Source organism: Glutamicibacter sp. PAEs-4 (assembly GCF_051161755.1).
GTDB lineage: Bacteria > Actinomycetota > Actinomycetes > Actinomycetales > Micrococcaceae > Glutamicibacter > Glutamicibacter nicotianae.
In genome coordinates this window covers 3,150,027-3,169,234 of sequence record NZ_CP195017.1, presented here as the reverse complement: position 1 = coordinate 3,169,234, position 19,208 = coordinate 3,150,027, and the positions used below count along the sequence as shown (strand labels likewise).

General features: G+C 61.9%; 18 protein-coding genes. 5 read left to right on the top strand and 13 right to left on the bottom strand.

Annotated elements, in window-relative coordinates; translation table 11 throughout:
* Position 1: 1 nt before the first annotated feature.
* From ACR9WD_RS14950 to ACR9WD_RS14940, 3 genes are all read left to right on the top strand, one after another.
* Positions 2-760, top strand: coding sequence for an energy-coupling factor transporter transmembrane component T family protein (locus ACR9WD_RS14950; protein ID WP_190264127.1), 759 nt, complete (start codon positions 2-4; stop codon positions 758-760).
* Positions 757-2,151 (top strand): ABC transporter ATP-binding protein, encoded by a 1,395-nt coding sequence (locus ACR9WD_RS14945; protein WP_190264126.1) that lies wholly within the window; start codon positions 757-759, stop codon positions 2,149-2,151. The genes ACR9WD_RS14950 and ACR9WD_RS14945 overlap by 4 nt, the downstream gene beginning before the upstream one ends.
* Positions 2,152-2,295: 144 nt before the next feature.
* Positions 2,296-3,369 carry an alkene reductase gene (locus ACR9WD_RS14940; RefSeq protein ID WP_434922361.1) on the top strand — a complete coding sequence of 358 codons (1,074 nt, stop codon included), beginning with the start codon at positions 2,296-2,298 and terminating at the stop codon, positions 3,367-3,369.
* Between the two features lie 85 nt (positions 3,370-3,454).
* Here ACR9WD_RS14940 and ACR9WD_RS14935 read toward each other — a convergent pair whose 3' ends face one another.
* The 4 genes from ACR9WD_RS14935 to ACR9WD_RS14920 all read right to left on the bottom strand — a co-directional run bounded on the left by ACR9WD_RS14935 (position 3,455) and on the right by ACR9WD_RS14920 (position 7,509).
* A complete protein-coding gene (locus ACR9WD_RS14935) occupies positions 3,455-4,117 on the bottom strand; it encodes a GntR family transcriptional regulator (RefSeq protein ID WP_073706979.1) in 663 nt (220 codons plus the stop codon).
* 123 nt (positions 4,118-4,240) lie between these two features.
* A complete protein-coding gene (locus tag ACR9WD_RS14930) occupies positions 4,241-5,233 on the bottom strand; it encodes a transketolase family protein (protein WP_434922360.1) in 993 nt (330 codons plus the stop codon).
* Positions 5,234-6,118 carry a transketolase gene (locus ACR9WD_RS14925; protein ID WP_434922359.1) on the bottom strand — a complete coding sequence of 295 codons (885 nt, stop codon included), beginning with the start codon at positions 6,116-6,118 and terminating at the stop codon, positions 5,234-5,236.
* A gap of 53 nt (positions 6,119-6,171) precedes the next feature.
* Positions 6,172-7,509, bottom strand: coding sequence for an MFS transporter (locus ACR9WD_RS14920; protein WP_434922358.1), 1,338 nt, complete (start codon positions 7,507-7,509; stop codon positions 6,172-6,174).
* Positions 7,510-7,754: 245 nt separating this feature from the next.
* On the opposite strand from ACR9WD_RS14920, the gene ACR9WD_RS14915 reads away from it, so the two are divergent.
* Positions 7,755-8,528: an SDR family NAD(P)-dependent oxidoreductase gene (locus ACR9WD_RS14915; protein WP_434922357.1), complete on the top strand. Its 774-nt coding sequence runs from the start codon at positions 7,755-7,757 to the stop codon at positions 8,526-8,528.
* A 104-nt stretch (positions 8,529-8,632) separates the two neighbouring features.
* Here the strand turns inward: ACR9WD_RS14915 and ACR9WD_RS14910 are convergent, their stop codons facing one another.
* The 7 genes from ACR9WD_RS14910 to ACR9WD_RS14880 form a co-directional block, all read right to left on the bottom strand.
* A complete protein-coding gene (locus tag ACR9WD_RS14910) occupies positions 8,633-9,472 on the bottom strand; it encodes a transporter substrate-binding domain-containing protein (protein WP_073706974.1) in 840 nt (279 codons plus the stop codon).
* A gap of 68 nt (positions 9,473-9,540) precedes the next feature.
* The gene (locus ACR9WD_RS14905; protein WP_434922356.1) at positions 9,541-11,079 is read right to left on the bottom strand and encodes an ABC transporter ATP-binding protein; all 1,539 of its coding nucleotides are present in this window, start codon (positions 11,077-11,079) and stop codon (positions 9,541-9,543) included.
* Positions 11,072-11,923: an ABC transporter permease gene (locus ACR9WD_RS14900; protein ID WP_423299311.1), complete on the bottom strand. Its 852-nt coding sequence runs from the start codon at positions 11,921-11,923 to the stop codon at positions 11,072-11,074. The genes ACR9WD_RS14905 and ACR9WD_RS14900 overlap by 8 nt, the downstream gene beginning before the upstream one ends.
* Entirely contained in the window at positions 11,916-12,869 is a 954-nt protein-coding gene (locus tag ACR9WD_RS14895) for an ABC transporter permease (protein WP_254589369.1), read from the bottom strand. The genes ACR9WD_RS14900 and ACR9WD_RS14895 overlap by 8 nt, the downstream gene beginning before the upstream one ends.
* A gap of 1 nt (position 12,870) precedes the next feature.
* Positions 12,871-14,415 carry an ABC transporter substrate-binding protein gene (locus ACR9WD_RS14890; protein WP_434922355.1) on the bottom strand — a complete coding sequence of 515 codons (1,545 nt, stop codon included), beginning with the start codon at positions 14,413-14,415 and terminating at the stop codon, positions 12,871-12,873.
* A gap of 216 nt (positions 14,416-14,631) precedes the next feature.
* Positions 14,632-15,915, bottom strand: a complete 1,284-nt coding sequence (locus ACR9WD_RS14885; RefSeq protein WP_434922354.1) for an MFS transporter — start codon at positions 15,913-15,915, stop codon at positions 14,632-14,634.
* Positions 15,916-15,989: 74 nt separating this feature from the next.
* Entirely contained in the window at positions 15,990-16,592 is a 603-nt protein-coding gene (locus ACR9WD_RS14880; RefSeq protein WP_434922353.1) for a very short patch repair endonuclease, read from the bottom strand.
* Positions 16,593-16,709: 117 nt separating this feature from the next.
* On the opposite strand from ACR9WD_RS14880, the gene ACR9WD_RS14875 reads away from it, so the two are divergent.
* Positions 16,710-17,771, top strand: a complete 1,062-nt coding sequence (locus ACR9WD_RS14875) for a 2,3-butanediol dehydrogenase (RefSeq protein ID WP_434922352.1) — start codon at positions 16,710-16,712, stop codon at positions 17,769-17,771.
* Positions 17,772-17,830: 59 nt separating this feature from the next.
* On the opposite strand, the gene ACR9WD_RS14870 is transcribed toward ACR9WD_RS14875, so the two are convergent.
* Together ACR9WD_RS14870 and ACR9WD_RS14865 are read right to left on the bottom strand one after the other, a co-directional pair.
* Positions 17,831-18,505 (bottom strand): hypothetical protein, encoded by a 675-nt coding sequence (locus ACR9WD_RS14870; RefSeq protein WP_434922351.1) that lies wholly within the window; start codon positions 18,503-18,505, stop codon positions 17,831-17,833.
* The gene (locus ACR9WD_RS14865; protein WP_038993038.1) at positions 18,502-18,912 is read right to left on the bottom strand and encodes a DUF4383 domain-containing protein; all 411 of its coding nucleotides are present in this window, start codon (positions 18,910-18,912) and stop codon (positions 18,502-18,504) included. The genes ACR9WD_RS14870 and ACR9WD_RS14865 overlap by 4 nt, the downstream gene beginning before the upstream one ends.
* Positions 18,913-19,208: the final 296 nt, after the last annotated feature.

Sequence of the window (19,208 nt, the reverse complement as noted above, 5' to 3'; positions counted from 1 at the left end):
GATGAAGCGCCGCATCACCGGGTTGCACCCTTTTACCGTGCTTTGCCTCGCCTTGTTCACGGTTGCCGTAGCCACGGCTGCCAACGTATGGTGGCTGAGCTGCGCGGTGATAGTCCTGTGCATGGCCATTGGCGCGGTGGCCGGCAAAGCCCGCAACCTCGCGGCGCTCAGTAGTGCAATCATGCTTCCAACCCTGCTGTCCTTGCTAATGATCCATGGACTGGCATCCCGGGATTCGTCTCCGGTGATCGCAGCGTGGGGACCATTAAGCCTGACCCTTGGGGGAGTGGAAATTGCCACGGCCCTGGCTTTGCGTACCGCAGTACTGGTGGTGGTCGGCTTGCTCTGCGGCTTGCTAATTGACAGGCACCAGCTGGTGGCAGCCATCGATTTGTCTCCGGCTCCACCACAGGCGGGGTACCTGCTGGCGTCCACGCTGTTTCTGCTTCCGCAGATGATGGAAAAGCAGCATGCCATTGGGGAAGCACAGGCCTTGCGGAAGACGGGAACCAAACGGGGCTTAGCGGGTTGGCTCCAACGCCTGCGGTTGCGGGCCGTGCCTCTCGTGCTTTCCTCGGTGCAAGATGCCCATGACCGTTCGGTGCATCTGGCGGCCCGCGGTTTCCCAGCCCGCGGCGAGCACAGCAGATTGCGCCAGGTCGCAGACTCACAGATCCAGCGGGCAGTTCGCTGGACGGCCCTGCTGTGTTCGGTGCTGGTGCCCGTGGTGATTCTGGTGCCACTTGGGGGAGCCTCATGATGGACATGAAACACCGTGGTTCTTCAGGAAGCACGGCAACACTGCACCTCAGCCTGGGAAGCTTCCGCTACGCAGACGCGGATCGCGATACCTTGCGCGCAATTGAGCTGGGATTATCTCCGGGGTCCCTGACTATCATTGCGGGGGATTCGGGTTCCGGGAAGTCCACATTGGGCGGGGTACTCGCCGGCATGCTTCCGAGGCAGGGAGCCGACAGCTGCGAGGGAACGCTCATCCTAGCGGGTCAAAGAATTGATTATTCTGCGGAGCATTCATCACGAATTGACGTCGCCGGCTGGGCCAAACATGTTGGCCTGTTGCCGCAGGATGCCAGCCTCTACCTGTCCCGGATTCGACAGACTGTTGCTGAGGAACTGGTCTTCGCCCGGGAGAACGAAGGAATGCCCCGCGAAGAGATGGCCGAGCTCATCTCCGAGCTTTCAGCACGGCTGTCCATGGAGCATCTGTTGGAACGCGATCCTGCCAAGCTTTCAGGAGGCCAAGAACGCTTGGTCGCCCTGGCGGCGCTGTCAGCAGCCATGCCTTCCATCATCGTGCTGGATGAACCGCTGGCAGGCTTGGATTCCAAGACAACCGAAGCAGTGACGGAGATGATCACCCGGCTGCGTGCCGCCGGCACCGCGCTAGTGGTGTTAACCCGCACCACTGAAGCATGGGAAGCCGAAGCAGATGCCCTGTGGAATTTGGTGGACGGAACTTTGCGGCCTGCGGCTGAAACCGCCAGAACTACTTCGTTGTCTTCCAGCCCGACTCGAGCATCCGCCGCACTAGCCTCCGCAAAGCCCCTGTTGGCCTTTGCCGGAGTGCACCTCGGATACAAGGGCGCGAGTGCCCCGGTCATCTCCGACCTCGATCTCGAAGTCCGTGCAGGAGAATGCGTGGGGCTGGCCGGTGCCAATGGAACAGGCAAGACTACCCTGCTGAAGACTGCCGCGGGGCTGCTCAAGCCAAGTGCCGGCAAGATGCGGGTGGCAGCCGATTCCGGGATGCTCCTGCAAAATCCGTCGGACCAGCTCTTCGAGCGAACGGTAATCCGGGAGATTGCCTTTGGCCTTCCCAAGAAGGGCATTCAGCGCGCCCGGGTGCCACGAATTCTTGAGCAGCTGGGTTTGGCATCCTATGCCCAGACCCATCCTTATGAGCTGCCGGCTTCGGCCCGACGGCTTGTTGCCTTGGCTACCGTGCTGGTGCGCGAACCGCAGTTGCTCCTGCTGGATGAACCAACCGAGGCGCTGGATTCGGCGGGGCTTCAAATCTTGAACGAGGTCATCGATTCGGTGCTTGAACGCGGGGGAGCGGTGCTGTTCTCTTCCCATGATGAGCAGTTCATGGCGCGCACTGCCGATCGGGTGCACAGAATGCCGCGATAACAGCGGGGAAACTGCTCACTGGACCTTGTTCAACAGACTGCCCTGGCCGTTAGCCAGCTCATATTTCCAGCCGAACTGGAATACCTCCACGGAAATCCTAGTTGGACTATGCAACTACAAATTCCACTTCAGGAGTCTTATCCCATGGATCTGTTTTCGCCCCTCGCCCTCGGGGACCTCAAGCTCTCCAACCGTCTGGTCATGGCGCCGCTCACGCGCTCCCGATCTGGCAAGGATGGCGTGCCCAATGCCGATGTAGTCGAGTATTACCGCCAGCGCGCATCGCTGGGACTGATTGTCAGCGAAGGCACCTACCCTAGCTTTGCCGGCCAGGGTTTCGTCCGCCAACCAGGCCTGGTCACCGAGGAGCAGATTGCCGGCTGGAAGAAGGTCACCGACGCGGTGCACGCCGAAGGCGGCCTCATCGTCGCCCAGGTCATGCATGCTGGCCGCGTCACCCACCCGGAAACCACCGGTGTCGACTACGTCGAAGCACCCAGTGCCATCGCGGTTGAGGGCGAGTCGCGCACCTACACCGGAAAGCACGCCTACCCGGTTCCGCATGCACTGGGTTCTGAAGAACTCCCACGGATCATCGAGGAATTCGTGACTGCTTCGCGCAACGCCATCGCCGCCGGATTCGACGGCGTGGAGCTTCACGGTGCCAACGGCTACCTGTTGCACGAGTTCCTGGCACCTTCGGCCAACACCCGCACCGATAACTATGGTGGCTCCCCGGAGAACCGGGCCCGCTTTGTCATTGAAGTAGTGACCGCGGTTGCCAACGCCATTGGCGCCGGGAAGACCGGCCTGCGCATTTCGCCGGAACACAATGTCCAGGGTGCGCTGGAAAACGATCGCGCGGATGTGCTGGCTACCTACACCGCGCTGGTTCGGGGCATCGCGCCACTGGGGCTGGCCAACCTGAGCATCCTGCACCATGACCCAGCCGGCGAGCTGGTCCAGTCGCTGCGCAAGGAATTCGGCGGACCGGTGCTGCTGAACACCGGCTTCGCAGAGATCACCACCTATGAGGAAGCCGCTCGCGTGGCTGCCGAAGGCTGGGGCGAAGCCGTTGTCGTGGGCCGCCCTGCGATTGCCAACCCGGATCTGGTGCGCCGCTGGAAAGAACAGCTGCCGCTGAACGAACCGGATTTCGCGACCTTCTACACCGAAGGTCCCAAGGGCTACATCGACTACCCGTTCTGGGAGAACTGATCACGCCAGCTGAATAGCAATGCCAGCGGCTCCGTCCAACCTGTATTGGATGGAGCCGCTGGCTCTTGCAATATTTGTGGTGGCCCTACGAGCCCATCAGAGTCTCGGCGGCAATGCGCATATGCTCGGAGATTTCCGCGCTAACCGCGGCGCTGTCGCCAGCCTCGATGGTGTCCACCAGCTTGAAATGGCGTGCGACATCCATATTGCGCACCCCACGTTCGTAGCCGCCGAACATGATTGACATGCGGATGGAGCCCTCAAGCTGCTCCCACGCATGCAGCAGGGTGTCATTCTCGGACAGCCGGCACAGAGTGCGATGGAATTCAAGATCCGCTTCAATGCGATCCTCGATTTCATCGTCCGTGAGTTGCTCCATGTTGCTTACCGCGGCGCGCAACTGCGCGAGAGCGTCCGAAAGGTCTTCGCGCTGAAGCAGTGTCGTTGCCGCCAGAGTCTCCAGTGAGGCCCGGACCGCGAAGATGTCCTGGATTTCCTTGTTGTCCAAGTGGCGAACTGACAGTCGTCCGCGTTCTCCAGCGGAGACCAAGCCCTCCTGTTCCAATTGGCGCAGTGCTTCTCGCAGGGTGCCACGGCTGATTTGCATGGAGGCTGAAAGCTCGGTTTCCACCAAGTGGGTTCCCTGTTGCAATTCGCCGGTAGTGATGGCCCGGCGCAATGCGATCAATGCCTGCTCGCGCAGGCTCTTCTTGCGAAGGCCTACCAAGGAAGAATCGGCGATGGCCATGGAACACCCCTAGTAATTGGAAATCAACTGTCGATTGTTAACTGTTGATCTTAGCGCCTTGGGCGGGTGCAGTGCGAGCACTGCGCCCGCCCAAGGCAGCACATCAAGATGATCAGGGCCCATCTAGTCGAGCTCAGCCAGGACCTTGGCGACGATCGCGCTGATCGACAACCCGTAGCGGTCATGGAGTGTCGGCAAAGCTCCTGCGTCAAGGAACTCGTCAGGCAGGCCGATGGGAACGACCTTAGAGGAAACCCCGCCGCGGATCATGGTGGCAGCCAGTGTCTCGAACAACCCGCCAATGACCGAGTGGTTCTCCAGTGTGACCACCAGGCGGTCCCCGGCCACCTCCTTCAGAACCGTTTCCGAGTCGAAGGGCTTGATGGTGGGGGAGTGCACCACGGAAACATCTACGTTGTGCCTGGCCAGTTCCTTCGCGGCATCCAGCGCGCGCATGGTCATCAGACCGCTGGATACGAAGACGACGTCGTTTCCACCGCGTAGTACTTTTGCCTTGCCCAATTCGAAGCTGTAGTCGTATTCATCCAAGACGGTAGGCACCTTGCCGCGCAGCAGGCGCAGATAGGTTGGCCCTTCGCAAGCTGCTAGCTGCGGCACCGATTGCTCGATATCCACCGAGTCGCAGGGATCCACAATGGTAAGGTTCGGCATCCCGCGGAAGATGGCAATGTCCTCGGTGGCCTGGTGGCTCGGGCCGTAGCCGGTGGTCAGCCCTGGCAGACCTCCCACGATATTCACATTCAGGTTCGGCTCGGCAATATCCAAGCACAAGAAGTCATAGGCTCGTCGGGCAGCGAACACCGAATAGGTGGAAGCAAAGGGGATCATGCCGGTTTCGGCGAACCCCGCGGCCGCTCCGAACAGCAATTGCTCGGCCATGCCCATCTGGAAGAAGCGTTCAGGGTGCTGCTGGGCGAAGATGTGCATGTCCGTGTACTTGCCTAGATCGGCGGTCAGGCCCACGATGCGCGGATCCTTCTCGGCCGCCTTGGCCAGGGCATGGCCGAAAGGGGCTGGCGCGGTCTTCTGGCCGGGCTCTGCGAAGGAGGCGATCATGGCCGAGGTTTTCAGTCGTGGTTTGGCGGTGGCAGACATTTAGGAGTTGCTCCCTTCGAAGCCTTCAGTGAGTTGGTCGCGGCAGATCTGCCATTCGTTGTCTTCAATGCGCATGAAGTGGGCTTTCTCGCGGTTTTCCAGCAGTGGAACGCCACGGCCTACCTTGGTGTCGCACAAGATGACCGACGGGCGCGAGGTGAGGGCCGCTTGGGCCGCGATGTTGTCGAAAGCCTGCAGCAGCGCTCGCGGGTCATTGCCGTTGATCCGCTGGACGTACCAGCCGAAAGCTTCCCATTTCTCGGCGACCGGTTCGGTGCGCAGTACCCCGGCCGTAGCACCATCGGCTTGCAGGGCATTGATATCCACCATGGCAGTCAGCTGGCCCAGCTGGTGGTGGGCGGCACCCATGGCCGCTTCCCAGGTGGAGCCCTCATCCAGTTCGCCATCGGAGAGGAAGTTGATCACCCGCTGGGTCCTGTTCTGGTGGCGCAGGCCCAGGGCCATGCCGACCGCGATGGACAGGCCGTGCCCCAGGGAGCCTCCGGAGATTTCCATGCCGGGGGTATAGGTGGACATCCCGGACATCGGGAGCCTGGAATCGTCCGAACCGTAGGTTTCCAGCTCTTCCACCGGGATGATGCCCGCTTCGGCCAGCGCGGCGTAGAAGCCGATGGCGTAGTGGCCGGTGGAGAGCAGGAAACGGTCGCGGTCTTCCCACTGCGGTTCTGCCGGGCGGAAGTTCAGCTGGTCCGCGTAGACGGCGGCGAGCATGTCCGCAGCGCCCAACGCCTGCCCTACATATCCCTGGCCCTGCACTTCGCCCATATTCAGCGAGTGGTGGCGGATGCGGTACGCGGCGTCGCGGACCCTTTCGGTGCGCTGGTCCAAAGTCAACGTTTGATGTTCGGTGGCTGCGATTGCCATAGGTCGTCCTTTCGGGAATTCAACGGGTCGGTGTTCGGGGTTGCTGCCCGGGGTCAGGCGCAGCTTTTCTGCGGATTCGCGGCGATGGCCTGGTCGGCCAGACGGCGTTCGCGTGCGCCCCAGGTTTCCTTGGTGACCAGTGCCGCCCACAAGCCGATCAGCGCGTAGCCGATGAAGAGCGCGGCCGGGCCCATCCAGCCGAACTGCATGAAGAGCAAGGTGGTGATGAACGGTGTGAAACCTGAAACCATGGCTGAGATTTGGTAGGCCAGCGATGCGCCGGAGGAGCGGGTCTTTGCTTGGAAGAGCTCTGGGAACCAGGCACCCTGGGCGCCGGCCATGGAGTTCTGGCAGATCGCATAGGAGATCACGATCGTGGCGATGATCATAAGGAACGAGCCGGTATTGACCATCAGGAACATTGGAATGCCGAAGAGCGCGGCAAAGGCGCAAGCGAACAGGTAGACAGTGCGCCGTCCGACGCGGTCGGTGAGCCGGCCCCAGCGATAGGTCGCGAAGATGCCAACGGCCGAGGCGATGCTCAGAGCGGTCAGTGTTTGCCAGTTCGCCGCCAAGCCTGTGGTGTGCAGGTAGGAGATCATGTAGGTGATGGAGACCGCGTAGCCTGCGGTCTCGGCAATGCGCAACCCGATGCCGCGCAGGATATTGCGCCAGTCGGTGCGGATGACATCCATAATCGGCGATTTGACGATCTGCCCTGAATTCTTGACATCGTCGAACACAGGCGACTCCGGGACCTTCGAGCGGATGACCAGTCCAACGATGACCAGCAGGATGCTGGCAAGGAATGGAACACGCCAGCCCCAGTCGCCAGGCAGTTGCACGCTGAGCAGGAACACCAGATTGGCCAGCAGCAATCCTACTGGGAATCCGGACTGGACGATCCCGGTGAACCTACCCTTTTGCTTCCATGGTGCGTGTTCATAGGTCATCAGGATTGCCCCACCCCATTCAGCGCCGAAGGCCAGTCCTTGGACGATGCGCACAAAAACCAGGAGCGCTGGAGCGAGCACGCCAACTTGCTCATAGGTGGGCAGTAAACCGATGAAGAAAGTGGCCAGGCCCATGACGATCAGCGAAGTGACAAGTACCGGCTTGCGCCCGATCTTGTCACCGAGATGGCCGCCGATAATTCCGCCGAGCGGCCGGGCGGCGAAGCCTACGCCCAGGGTGGCGAATGATGCCAGCGTTCCGAGCAGTGGGTCGGTGCCCGGGAAGAATGCGTGGCCGAAATACAGGGCGGCAGCGGTGCCAAAGCCGATGAAATCGTAGGTTTCAATGGTGGCTCCAACGCTGGAGCCTATCGCGACGCGCTTGGCGTCCTTGGTGCCGTGGATCGGGCCACGCATTTCTAGAGTTTCGCTGCTCATGGGTGGCTCCCTTCGTGAGTTGTTGGATACGGGCAACTTTCATTGTTGACAGTCAACACTAATAGAAGTGTGAGCGACTGCACAAGGTCTGTCAATAGAAAATTTAACAGTTGACTGTCAACAGTAAACAAAACTATCGTGGTGTGCACCACAAACTCCTGGTGCGCTTGTCCAAGGCAGGGCACCATAACCACTAAGTTCGCCTCATTGTTATTAGGGCGAGCCGAATTGAAAGCAGGAATCCGATGAAACAAATCCAGCGCACTGCTGTACTGACAGGTGCAACCTCGCCCCAGGGGATCGGCATCGAAACCGCCCGGCACTTAGCCCGGGAAGGCTGGGGCATAGCGATTCTGGATCTGAACCACTCCGTATCCGAGCGCGTAGCCGCGGAGATTGCAGAAGAATTTGGCGTGCCAGCATTCGGCCACGAGATCGACGTCGCCGACGAGTCCTCGGTCGCCACGGCGCAGGCGGCAGTGGCAGCGCGCGTCGCCGCACAGGAGCTTCCTCCCACCGGCGCCGTAGTGAATATCGCGGGTATTACGTCCCCGGTGGATTTCCTGGATACGACTTTGGATATCTGGAACAAGATCATGAACGTCAACGCCACGGGCACGTACTTGGTTACCAAGGCATTCCTGCCGGAAATGATCGACAGTGGATGGGGACGAGTAATCAACATGTCCTCCGTGTCAGCCCAACGTGGCGGCGGCGTCTTCGGCAAGGTTCCTTATTCCTCGGCGAAAGCGGCAATCCTCGGTTTCACCAAGGCGCTGGCCCGTGAGATCTCGGCCAGCGGCGTCACCGTCAACGCGATTGCACCAGGCGCTGTAGATACCAATATCCGTGTTGGCAGCACCGACGAGCAGGAAGCGGCCATTGCCGCGGGAATCCCCATTGGGCGCACCGCAACCACTGGAGAAGTCGCATCGGTCATCGGCTTCCTGGCATCCGAAGGTGCTTCCTACCTCACCGGCACCACTATTGATATCAATGGTGGCAGCCACATGCATTAGCAGTTCGAGGTCCGGGCAAGTTCGAGGAAAAGAGGAAGCCAGCGGCCACGCTCCGATAAATTTCGGGTCGTGGCCGCTGGCTTATTGTCATGTTCTGGCGGCCGTTACCCGAACCAGGGCTTCTCGGCCGCGGCGAGCGTCCCGTCGTTCTTGGCCATGTTCAGCCACTGGTTCACGTACTCCTGGAACTCGTCATCACCCAGCGGCAGCAGGTAGGCCTTCTGGGAGAAGTTGAACGGCTTGTCCGGGTGCACTGCGCACAGCTCGGGATGCTCATTGGCCACCCACCGGGTTTCCGAGGCATCGGTGGTCATTACATCCGCCCGTCCGGCAATGATCTCATCGAAGATCTTGTTGTTGTCCTCGAAGCGGATGATTTCCCCGTCGGGATAATTCGCGTCTGCGAATTTCTCGTTGGTGCCGCCGATCGGGGTGATGGAACGGACCCCGGGCTGGTTGATTTCCTTGATCGTGTCGTACTTCTCCACGTTCTCGCACAGGGTGATGGGTGTCTTGCCCTCGTCCAGTGTGGCTTCGCTGTAGTAGGCCTGCTGGGCACGTTCCATGGAAATGGAAACCCCGCCTACTGCCATGTCGCACTTGGAGAGGAAGTCCGGCATCAAGTCCTTCCATGAGGTCTGGATGAACTCGGGTTCGACGCCCATGGACTCGGCAAGATCCTTGGCCATCGTGATGTCGATTCCCGACCATTCCCCGGTTTCCGGGTCGAGGTAGGTGAACGGCCGGTAGTCCCCGGTGGTGCAGACCTTCAGCGTTCCGGCTTCAATTACGCTGGCCAGCCGGGTGCTGTCGGAAGCTGGCTTCTGGTCGTCGCCGGATTCCGGGGCTGGAGCCGAACAGCCTGAAAGGAACAAGGCCGCGCATAGGAACAGCAATGGCAACCGGCGGGTGATGGACGGATTCTTCTGTGAACTGTCGGTCATAGTCCATCAATCTATAAGCCGTCCGAATCAGGGCACAAGACTTCCGGGTTTTCTTGCGGAAGCGGAAATCAGCTGGCGGAAGGAACCGCAGCGGTGATGTCCAGCGCGGCCACGAGGTCCTTGCTGTGCTGGTGTTCCGGGTCAGCCAGGAAATCGTCGAGGGGGCGATGCTCCACCAGCTCGCCCTCGTAGAACACTGCCACGTCATCACTCACATAGCGGATCACGTCCATGTCGTGGGAGATGACCACGAGGCTCAGCCCCATTTGCTCGCGCAAATCAAGCAGCAGGTCGAGGATGTGGCGCTGGGCTACCGAATCCAGTGCCGAGGTGGATTCATCGCAGATCAAAACCTGCGGCTCGGTCAGCAGCGCACGTGCGATAGCCAGTCGCTGGAGCTGGCCGCCTGAACACTGGCCCGGCCTGCGATCCAGCAATTGCTCGGGCAATCCCACCTGGGCCATGGCTTGCGCCATGCGCTCGCCGGCCTGGATTGCCGGCAGCCGGTGCACCGCCGCGCTCATCGAAGTGCGGATGGTAAGCCGGGGATCGAAGGAGGAATACGGTTCCTGGGCAATGACCTGCACCCGGGTTGCTTCGCCATTATGGTGCGCATGAATGATCCGACCGGTGGTTGGCTGTTCCAACCCGGCCAGCAGCCTGGCAAAGGTGCTCTTGCCGGAACCTGAGCGGCCCACCACCCCCAGGACTTGGCCACCGTGCAGGCGCAAGCTCGTGGGGTTCAATGCTGCCGGGCCTTTTGCGCGGCGCGTATAGTTCTTGCCCGCGTCCACCGCCTCGAGCAAGCATGCCGAATCCGTCGCACGGAGCGTGCGCAGAGGAGGCAAGCTGGCTTCGACCAGCTCGCGTGTCTTGGAGTGGCGGTCTTTGGAGAAGATCAGCGCGGTAGGGCACTGGTCCACAATCTGACCGTCGCTGACTACTACAACGCGATCCGCGATGTGCTGGATGCTGGCGATGTCATGGGTAACGAACAGGACGCCTACGCCGCGCTCCTGCTGCTTCCGGCGCAGCAATTGCAGCACCTCGGACTTGAGGATCGAATCCAAAGACGATGTCGGTTCATCGGCCAGGATGAACTCCGGATCAGCGGCTAGGGCGATGGCAAGCATGGCGCGCTGGGCCATCCCGCCGGAGAGCTGGTCCGGGCGTTTGCCGGCAATCTGCTTGGCGGGAGACAGGCCTACTTCCTCGAGCAAGGACAGCACTCGATCCTCATGCTGGCGGGCTTTGCCCCAGCCGTGGGCTCCCAAGGCCTCGAGCAGGTGCGCGCGGATGGTCAACCGCGGGTTCATCACGCGCTTAGGCTGTTGGAACAGCATGCTGATGCGTCGTCCGCGGACCGAGTCCATGGCTTTCTCGTCCAGCTGGTCAAGACGCTGGCCATCAAGCAGGATCTTGCCCTCAGCACGCAGCTGCTGGGGCAGCAGGCCGATAATCGCCTTGGTGAGCAGCGTCTTGCCGGAACCGGAACGCCCTACCACCGCCACCAGTTCCCCGGCTCGCAAGGCGCCACGTGCCTCGGAAAGCAACCGCTGATCGCCGGAGCTGACCGAGAGATCAATGAATTCAAGTTCTCTAGCCATGGATTTCCGCCTTGGCCTCGGTAGCAAGCACGTCCTGCCCGCCCAGCACGTGGGTGATGCGATTGCCCAGCAGGGTAACGCAGAAGCTGACCAGGAAGATGGCTGCGCCCGGTGCAATCATGCCCCACGGGGAGCGGATCGCATGAGGCTGGGCCTCGGCCAGCATCGAACCCCAGTCGGACTGCGGCGGCTGGACCCCGATGCCCAGATAGGACAATGAGCCGAGCAATACGAGCAACAGGCCGAAGCGCAAAGCGGCCTGGGCCAGCACCGGACCCGCGACGAAGGGCAGGACATGATGGCGCAGGATGAACCAGCGTGAAGCGCCCACATGCTTGGAGGCCTCGACATGGTGGGTGCTCAATGCCTGGGCCGCCATGGAGCGCACCAACCGTGCCGTGGGGGTCCATGCCACGACGCCCACGGAAAGCACCATGGTGGAGAATCCGGGACCCATGACCGCGATGATCAGCAGTGCAATCACGATTTCGGGCAGCGCGAGCAGCAAGTCGTTCACACGCAGGAAGAGCTCATCCAGCCACCCGCCGCGCACCGCGCTGAGCAGGCCCAGTGCGGTGCCCACCAGCAGCGAGAACAGCGTGGTGATCAGTGCTACCGATAGCGAGAACTGTCCGCCGTGCAGCACCCGGCTCAAGGTGTCGCGGCCCAGGGCATCGGTGCCCAGCAAGTGGGCCAGGCTGGGTGCCTGCAACCGGTCCGCCAGGCTCTGGGCGTTGGGATCATAAGGGGAAATCCACGGGGCGGCGATGGTCAGGATGACCACTGCCAGCAATATGAACGCGGGAGGGGAAAGCAGGATTTCCCTGGAATGATTCCTAGCCATGCCGTACACCAATCCTCACATTGGGGTCACTGATCTTGTGCACCAGGTCAACGATTCCGGTCACCACAACGGCACAGGCCACGACAACCACCACGCCGCCCTGGGCTACCGGGATATCAGCATCAACGATGGAGTCGAAAATCAGCCTGCCCATGCCGGGAATGGCAAAGATGACTTCCACGATGACCGACCCGCCCAGCAACCCGGCAAACCAGACACCGACCATGGTCCACAATGGCAGCAGTCCGTGTGGAACCACATGGCGAACCAAAGCCTGGGTGCTGCTCAGCCCGCGGGCACGAGCCGCCAGCACATGTTCGGAGTCCAAAGCCTGGCACACCCCCGAGCGCACCGCGACGGTGAAGAAGCTGATGGGGCGCAAGGCCAGAATGAAGACCGGGAGCACCAACGAGGCAGGGGAATCGAACCCGGCCGAGGGCAGCAGCGAGAAGCGCACCGCGAAGAGCAGCACCAGCAGCGGAGCCAGCGCGTATTCAGGGATCGCAATGAGCGCATGGGTGATGGAGGTGATGAGCCTATCTGGCCATTGCCCGGCGCGGGTTGCCGAAGCGACGCCCAAAAGGATGGAGGCCACTATGGCCACCAGCAGGGCGCTGCCGGCCAAGGATAGGGTGACGCCAATGGCCGGGAGCACCTGGTCGGCTACCGGGGTGCCACTGATATGCGAGATGCCCATGTCTCCGGTGGCGAACCGGCCCAGCCACCTTCCGAATTGCACCAGCATCGGGTCGTGCAGGCCGAATTGCTCTGCGTAGGCCTGCACTGTTGCCTCGTCGGCGGCCCCAATGTCCATGCGGGCGCGCAGCAAGGAGCGCACGGGGTCCCCGGGGGAAACAAAGGGGACCAGGAATACCGCGAAGGACGAAAGCAGGACTGCTGCGCCGAGTCCCAGGACCCGGCGCAGCATGGTGGCAAGAGGAGACACGCTAGCTGGTCTTCGCCAGATCCTTGGTCAGCACGTAGCGGGTCAGCGGGTCCTGGACGTAGCCCTGGACCTTGGCTCCCACGGCGTCAATTGCCTGCTCGTTGACCAGCCAGACGTTCGCGGCGTCTTCGGCGAGGATATCGCCTGCCTTGCGGTACAGGTCGTGGCGCTTGGTTTCATCCTTCTCCACCAGTGCCTGGCCGACCAGCTTGTCATAGTCCTCGTTGCAGTAGTGGCTCAGGTTGTAGCCGCCCTCGCAGGTGTAGTCGGACTGCAGGAAGCCGATCGGGTCGGCGATGTCGATCATCCGGTTGCGCTGGCTGAGGATCATGTCGTACTTGCCGGCCAGCACATCGGGCTCCGCGGCGCCGTAGGACTTGGTCACTACGTTGGCCTGCAAACCGATCTGCTTGAACTGCTCCTGGATGATGGCGCCTACCCCGGCGAACTCCGCGCGTTCGGTGATCGCAATGATTTCCAGCGGCTTCTCCTGCTGGTATCCCGAGGCTTCCACCAGCTTCTTGGCTTCTTCGATATTCACCTGCGGTACGGCCAGGTCAGGGTTGGCCCAAGGCTCGCTCGGGGCAAAGGGGCCGGTGGCAGGCTGCGCAGCGCCCTCGTAGATGCTCGCGGCCATGGCCGGCAGGTCCAAGGCCATGGTGGCGGCCTTGCGCAGCTCCGGGTTGTCGAATGGAGCGCGAGAGTTGTTCAGGTACAGGGTCGAGGTGCGAGGAGAATCGGCCTTCAGCACGCTGATCTTCTCATCGGCTTCCAGGGTAGCCAGGCTGGTGGCCGGGATGGACATCGAGATGTCCGCTTCGCCGGTCTGCACCTGGGTGGCACGGGTGGCGCCTTCGGTGATGTAGCGGATTTCTCCGCCAGCCAGCTTCACTTCGCCGTCCCAGTAATTCTCATTGCGGTCCAAGGTCAGGGACTGCCCGGCTTTTTCGGAGACCGGGGCGAAAGGCCCGGTGCAATGATTCATCGGATCGATGCCCTTGCCGGTGTACGCGGCAGGGGAGAGCACACCTGCGTTCACGCTGGCCATGCGGTAGGGCAGCAGCGGATCCGCGCCGGGGGTGGTGACCCGCACGGTATCAGCGTCGAGGGCTTCAACCTTCTTGATGGTCTTGGGGTTCACCGCACGGGCCGGTGCGGTCGCCTTGAGTACATGGTTGAGTGAAGCGGCTACGGCCTGGGCATCCATGATGGTGCCATCTTGGAATTCCACGTTCTTGCGCAGCTCGAAGTCCCATTCGGTGTCCGAGGACTGCTTCCAGGAGGTAGCGAGCATCGGTTCGACGGTTTCGGTTCCCTGATCGTATTTGGCCAGGGTTTCCAGGCAGCCGGCGATGGAGAGCACGTAGGCGTCGTCGCTTTCCAGCGCCCAATTGGAGACCGGGGCACGGAAGTTGGCCACGACTACCCGGGCCTCCGGGTCCGCTGCTTTCTCCGGAGCGGAGCTGGCGGAGGTGGAGCTGCAGGCGGCCAGCGCGAGGGCAAGGGCCGCGAATCCTGCGGCAGCGCTCAATCGTCCAAGTTTCATGGAAATCCTTCGGCATTACGTGATGGATTGGCATCTAATGCAATAGTGCCTTGGTAAGCGTACCCTAATTAGCGGCCTTGTCTTGCTGATAATTACCCCGCTTGAAAACCGGAAGGAAAGCACGCGTGCAGCGTTCTGTAAGAGTTGAAGCTGAGTAGTGCAAAGTTGGGGTGCCGTATGGAAATTTTTCGCAGATTAAGCGTCATGTGTCGCAGTTCATGCACCCTGGGCAAGGACACCTGAGCGTCGCACGAGTAATGCGGCGAGCCAAGCAGCAAGGCCCAAGGGGAGCATGAGGAAAAGCCAAGGCAGGAAGCCGGGGATGAGATCCTGGCCGGCCTGCGCCAGCAGCCACCCGACCAGCATGTTCCCCACCAGCACAGCCAGGCCGCCGCAGCTGGCGAGCAGGCCGAAGTAGGATCCAGTGGCGCGGTGCCCGGCGAATTTTGGAACCAACGACAAGGCCGTGGGATGCACGCTCATATGCCCCAAAGCCAGCAGAGTGACCGCGCACAGAATGCGGATCGGACCAGTCTGCTCGCCGAAGGCAGAGGCCGGGAGGAACGCCAGCACGCCAAATCCCAAAACGCTCGAGAAGTACCCGCAACGCAGGGTCGCCGCCGCGCCGATCCGTGCAGCGATCCAGGCGACGGGCAATTGCAAGCCCAAGGTCAGTACAGAGATCCAAGCGAATACCAGTCCCAGCCACTGGGTGGGCATGCCAGTGCGTTGCAATTCCAGGGGAATGGCCAAATAGAGCTGGTTGTATGCCAGCAAGTCCGAGGCATGCAAGGCGCAGAACGCCACGAACTTCCGGTCCGCAAGGCAGCGCCGCAGGCTGCCGGGCTGGTGCTTCGGCTGTTCCGGGCTTTCCGAGCGATCGCGCGAATAACTGTCCGGGGCGGGACGGCGCAAGGCTGCAGCGAGGAACAATCCGATGGCGATGAAGAACAGCGCCCCGAAGCCTGCAACTGTTGCGAACCCCCAGCCCCACAGTGCAGCCCCGACCAGCGGTCCGGTCACGGCGCCGATCTCTCCGGTAATGCTCAGCCAGGCAAACAGGGAGGCCCGTTTGGCTCCTGTGGCCTGGCCCCTGTCGCGCGCGGTCTGGGCCGCGCCCACCAGGATGCTCAGGCCAGGGGAGAAGAGCGCTCCGCCGAATCCGGTGAGCAATGTGCCGAGGATAAATAGCCAGAGCTGCGGGTCGCCCAAGGACAGCGAGGCTGCCAGTGTGGAGAACCCCGCGGCGCGTACCGCGCAACCAATGAGAATCATGCGCCGGGCGCCGAAGCGATCGGCCAGGCTGCCTCCGGCCAGGAAGAGCCCTTGCTGGGCGAAGGTCCGGACACCCAGGATCAGGCCCACCGCGGTACCTGCCAGCAGGAAGTCGTTGGCTAGCACTACAGCAAGGAAAGGAACCACAGCGTAGAAACCGATATTGAACAGCGTCTGTGTTCCCAGCAGTACCGGGACTTCGAAGCGGGACGTGCTGTTTTTCATGGACCTCGGGGAACGTGTTGGTTCGGCTAACCGCTAGCGGCGGCCTCGATATCGGCAGGGTGGACTCTCCGATCTTAGCCAACGCCGGTGCCCTGGGGCGGATCCTGCGCGGTGGCGCCGCGCTGTGCGATGCGGACGGGGCCGAGGAAGCTTGCTGCCCTGCGCAGGACGTCATCCATGGTTTTCAGTTCGCACTCCCAGAGCGTCAGTGTTTCCCAGCCAAGTGCTTCGAGGTCCCTGCGGTTGCGTTGGTCCCGGGCGATATTGGCATCCAGCTTGGGATTCCAATAACCCGTATTGGATGCGGGGCGGCGCTGGCCCACCGGGCAGTCGTGGCCGTGCCAGAAGCAGCCGTTGACGAAGATCGCCTTGCGCCGGGCACTGAAGACGAGGTCCGGGGAACCGGGGAGCTTCCCGCCCCGCAACGGGATCCCGGGATGCAAAGAGCGCAGCTGGGCAACTTGCTGTGCAGGCAGGATGCCGTGCACGCGGTAACGGTACCCGGCGGCATGCAGCAATCGGCGCAAGGCCAGTTCCGGCCCGGTGTTCTTGCTGGAAATGCGCGACATGAGCCGCGAACGCTGCGCCGCCGACATGATGTCCATAGTCCATTGTGCGCCGCTAACCAGGCCGTGCGTTGCTGGCTGGGCATTGACTGGATGGCTTGCTGAGGCCATCGGGTGAAACCTCTTGCAACGGTTCTCAAATCCTGGCGGCCGCAGTAGCTTGGGTGTTGGAAGCACCGATCGGCATTGGGCCGGTCGGGAACAGGCAGGAAGATTCGAGGGGGAGCCATGCGAGCAGCACGGTACTACGACCAGAAGGACATCCGGATCGAAGACATCGATGAGCCGGTGCTGAAGCCCGGAACGGTGGCCATCGATGTTGCCTGGTGCGGCATCTGCGGCACCGATCTGCACGAGTACCTGGAGGGCCCGATCTTCATCCCGCCGGCCGGGCATCCGCACCCGATCTCGGGGGAGAGCGCGCCGGTGACCATGGGCCATGAGTTCTCCGGAACCATTACCGCCCTGGGCGAGGGCGTCACCGGCCTCAAAGTCGGCGAGAACGTCGTGGTGGAACCCTACATCATCCACGAGGATGTGGACACCGGCGAAGGCCAGCAGTACCAGCTTTCCCGGGACATGAACTTCATCGGCCTGGGCGGCCGCGGCGGCGGGCTATCGGAGAAAATCGTCGTGGAACGCCGCTGGGTGCACCCCATCGGCAAGATCCCACTGGATGAAGCCGCGCTGATCGAGCCGCTGTCCGTGGCCCACCACGCCTTCGTCCGCTCGGGCGCCCAAGCCGGGCAGGTGGCCATCGTGGGCGGGGCCGGCCCGATCGGCCTGCTGACCGCAGCGGTGCTCAAGGCCAAGGGACTGACGGTCTACATCTCGGAGCTCTCCGAGGCCCGCAAGGCCAAGGCACGGGAAACCGGGGTTGCCGACGAGGTTTTCGATCCCAGGGATGGGGACGTGGCCGAGAAGGTGCGCGAAGCTACCGGTGGCCGTGGTGCGGATGCCGGATTCGAGTGCTCCTCGGTCCCGGCGGTGCTGGACATGCTCCTGGATGCGGTGGCGCCCGGCGGGGTGATCGTCAACGTCTCGATCTGGGGGCATAAGCCGGCAGTGGACATGCCCAAGCTGGTGCTGAAGGAAATCGACCTGAGAGGCACCATTGGCTACGCCAATGACCATCCGGACACCATTGCATTGGTGCAAAGCGGCAAGCTGGATCTGGCACCGTTCATCACCGGGCGCATCGGACTTGATGAGCTTATTTCCGAAGGCTTTGACCAGCTGATCAACAACAACGAGGAACACGTGAAGATCATCGTTGATCCGCGGGCCTAGCCAGCAGTCCTCGGCTATGGGGGCCAGCCGGATAACTGGCACTGGCCCCCGGGCTGCGGCTAGTGGTGGTGTTCTGCCTGTTTCATCTTTTGAATGATTCCCGGGTCGATGTCTCCCGAATGATGAATGCCGTGTTCGGAATGAGGTACCGCCAGTTCTCCGGCGGACGAGGCTGCCAACCCCAAACTGGCAACCGCCGCAACCGCAACTGAACTGGCAAACATGCCTCCAAGGACAACTAGGCTGCTGGACCGCACTGCCCGGTGCGGAAGGTTCTTCCGCCGCTTGCGCTGCCACATGAAGACCGACAGCACCGACAGTTCAAGCAGCAGCAAGGAACCAATGGTGAGATCCAGATTCTTCGCTCCCTCCGGGAACCCCCAAAGACCGGCAAGAATGCTGGCCAAATGCACGGAGGAGACGAGCACCAGGCAAGGGACGGCGAGATTCACGGCAGGGGCCGCTGCCTTCAGCAGGCTGGCCACGGCGTAGACCAGCGCCATGCCTGCCCACACCGCGGATGCTATCGCGCCGAGCCACGCCCACCATGGTGCCGGGGCGGACCCGATCCCGAACGTCGATGCCAAGCTGGCGCAGGAAGCCACGGCCAGCGCCGCGACTCCTAGACCAGCGATCCCGGCGTATAGGCCGCCGAAGGCAACGGAGCCCGCAGTTGCATCTCGCCCTTGCATGTCAGGTTCGGTGGCAGGGGCCGTCGCCTCGTGGGAATTCATGACCGTGCAGTATGGGCTGCTGGAGTCCGGTCCTGGGACAGGCCTACCGACAGCAGGACAAGTGCGCTGGCCAGGTGCAGGACGTTATCTGCACCGTTCAGGGCAATAATGTTCAATGCTGTCGACGCCAAGAAGAGCCCCAAAATGCCAACGAGGAGATAGACGGCGCCCACCGTGGTGTTGGCGAGCTTGGCAGCACGTACTGATCCGAGCCCTGCGATGAGCAGTGCTGCGCCGATAGCCAGGTGGATGACATTGTGCAGTGGATTGACCTCGAAGATGATCAACTTCCCGCCCTCTGTGGCGAAGAAATCCACGCCGGCAGTGACAAGGAATCCGAGCAGGCCGACTAGGAGATACACGGCTCCGAAAATCGTTGCGAGCAAGCGGTTAGGCGAAGTGCGCATTGCAATCAGTCCTTCCTGGGACACGGATTCTGTTCCGCGTCGAGTACTGCGGGTTCCGGGAGGAACCCTGTAATGGTTCTTCGGAGGAAAATGGCAAGCGGATTGGTCTTGGCTGGACTTATTTGCAGGCATTGGGCGCGAGCGAAGCCGCAGGCAGGCAGCGGATCAAGGCAACGAGCGGCACGTGGACGATTATCGTCCAGCCGCTGGCTTCATCTTCCTGCTGGCTGGTGCCTCGGGAAATAGACGGGACCGAGGCATGGCGCTGCTGAGTAGTCTCGCGACGCGATCCCCGG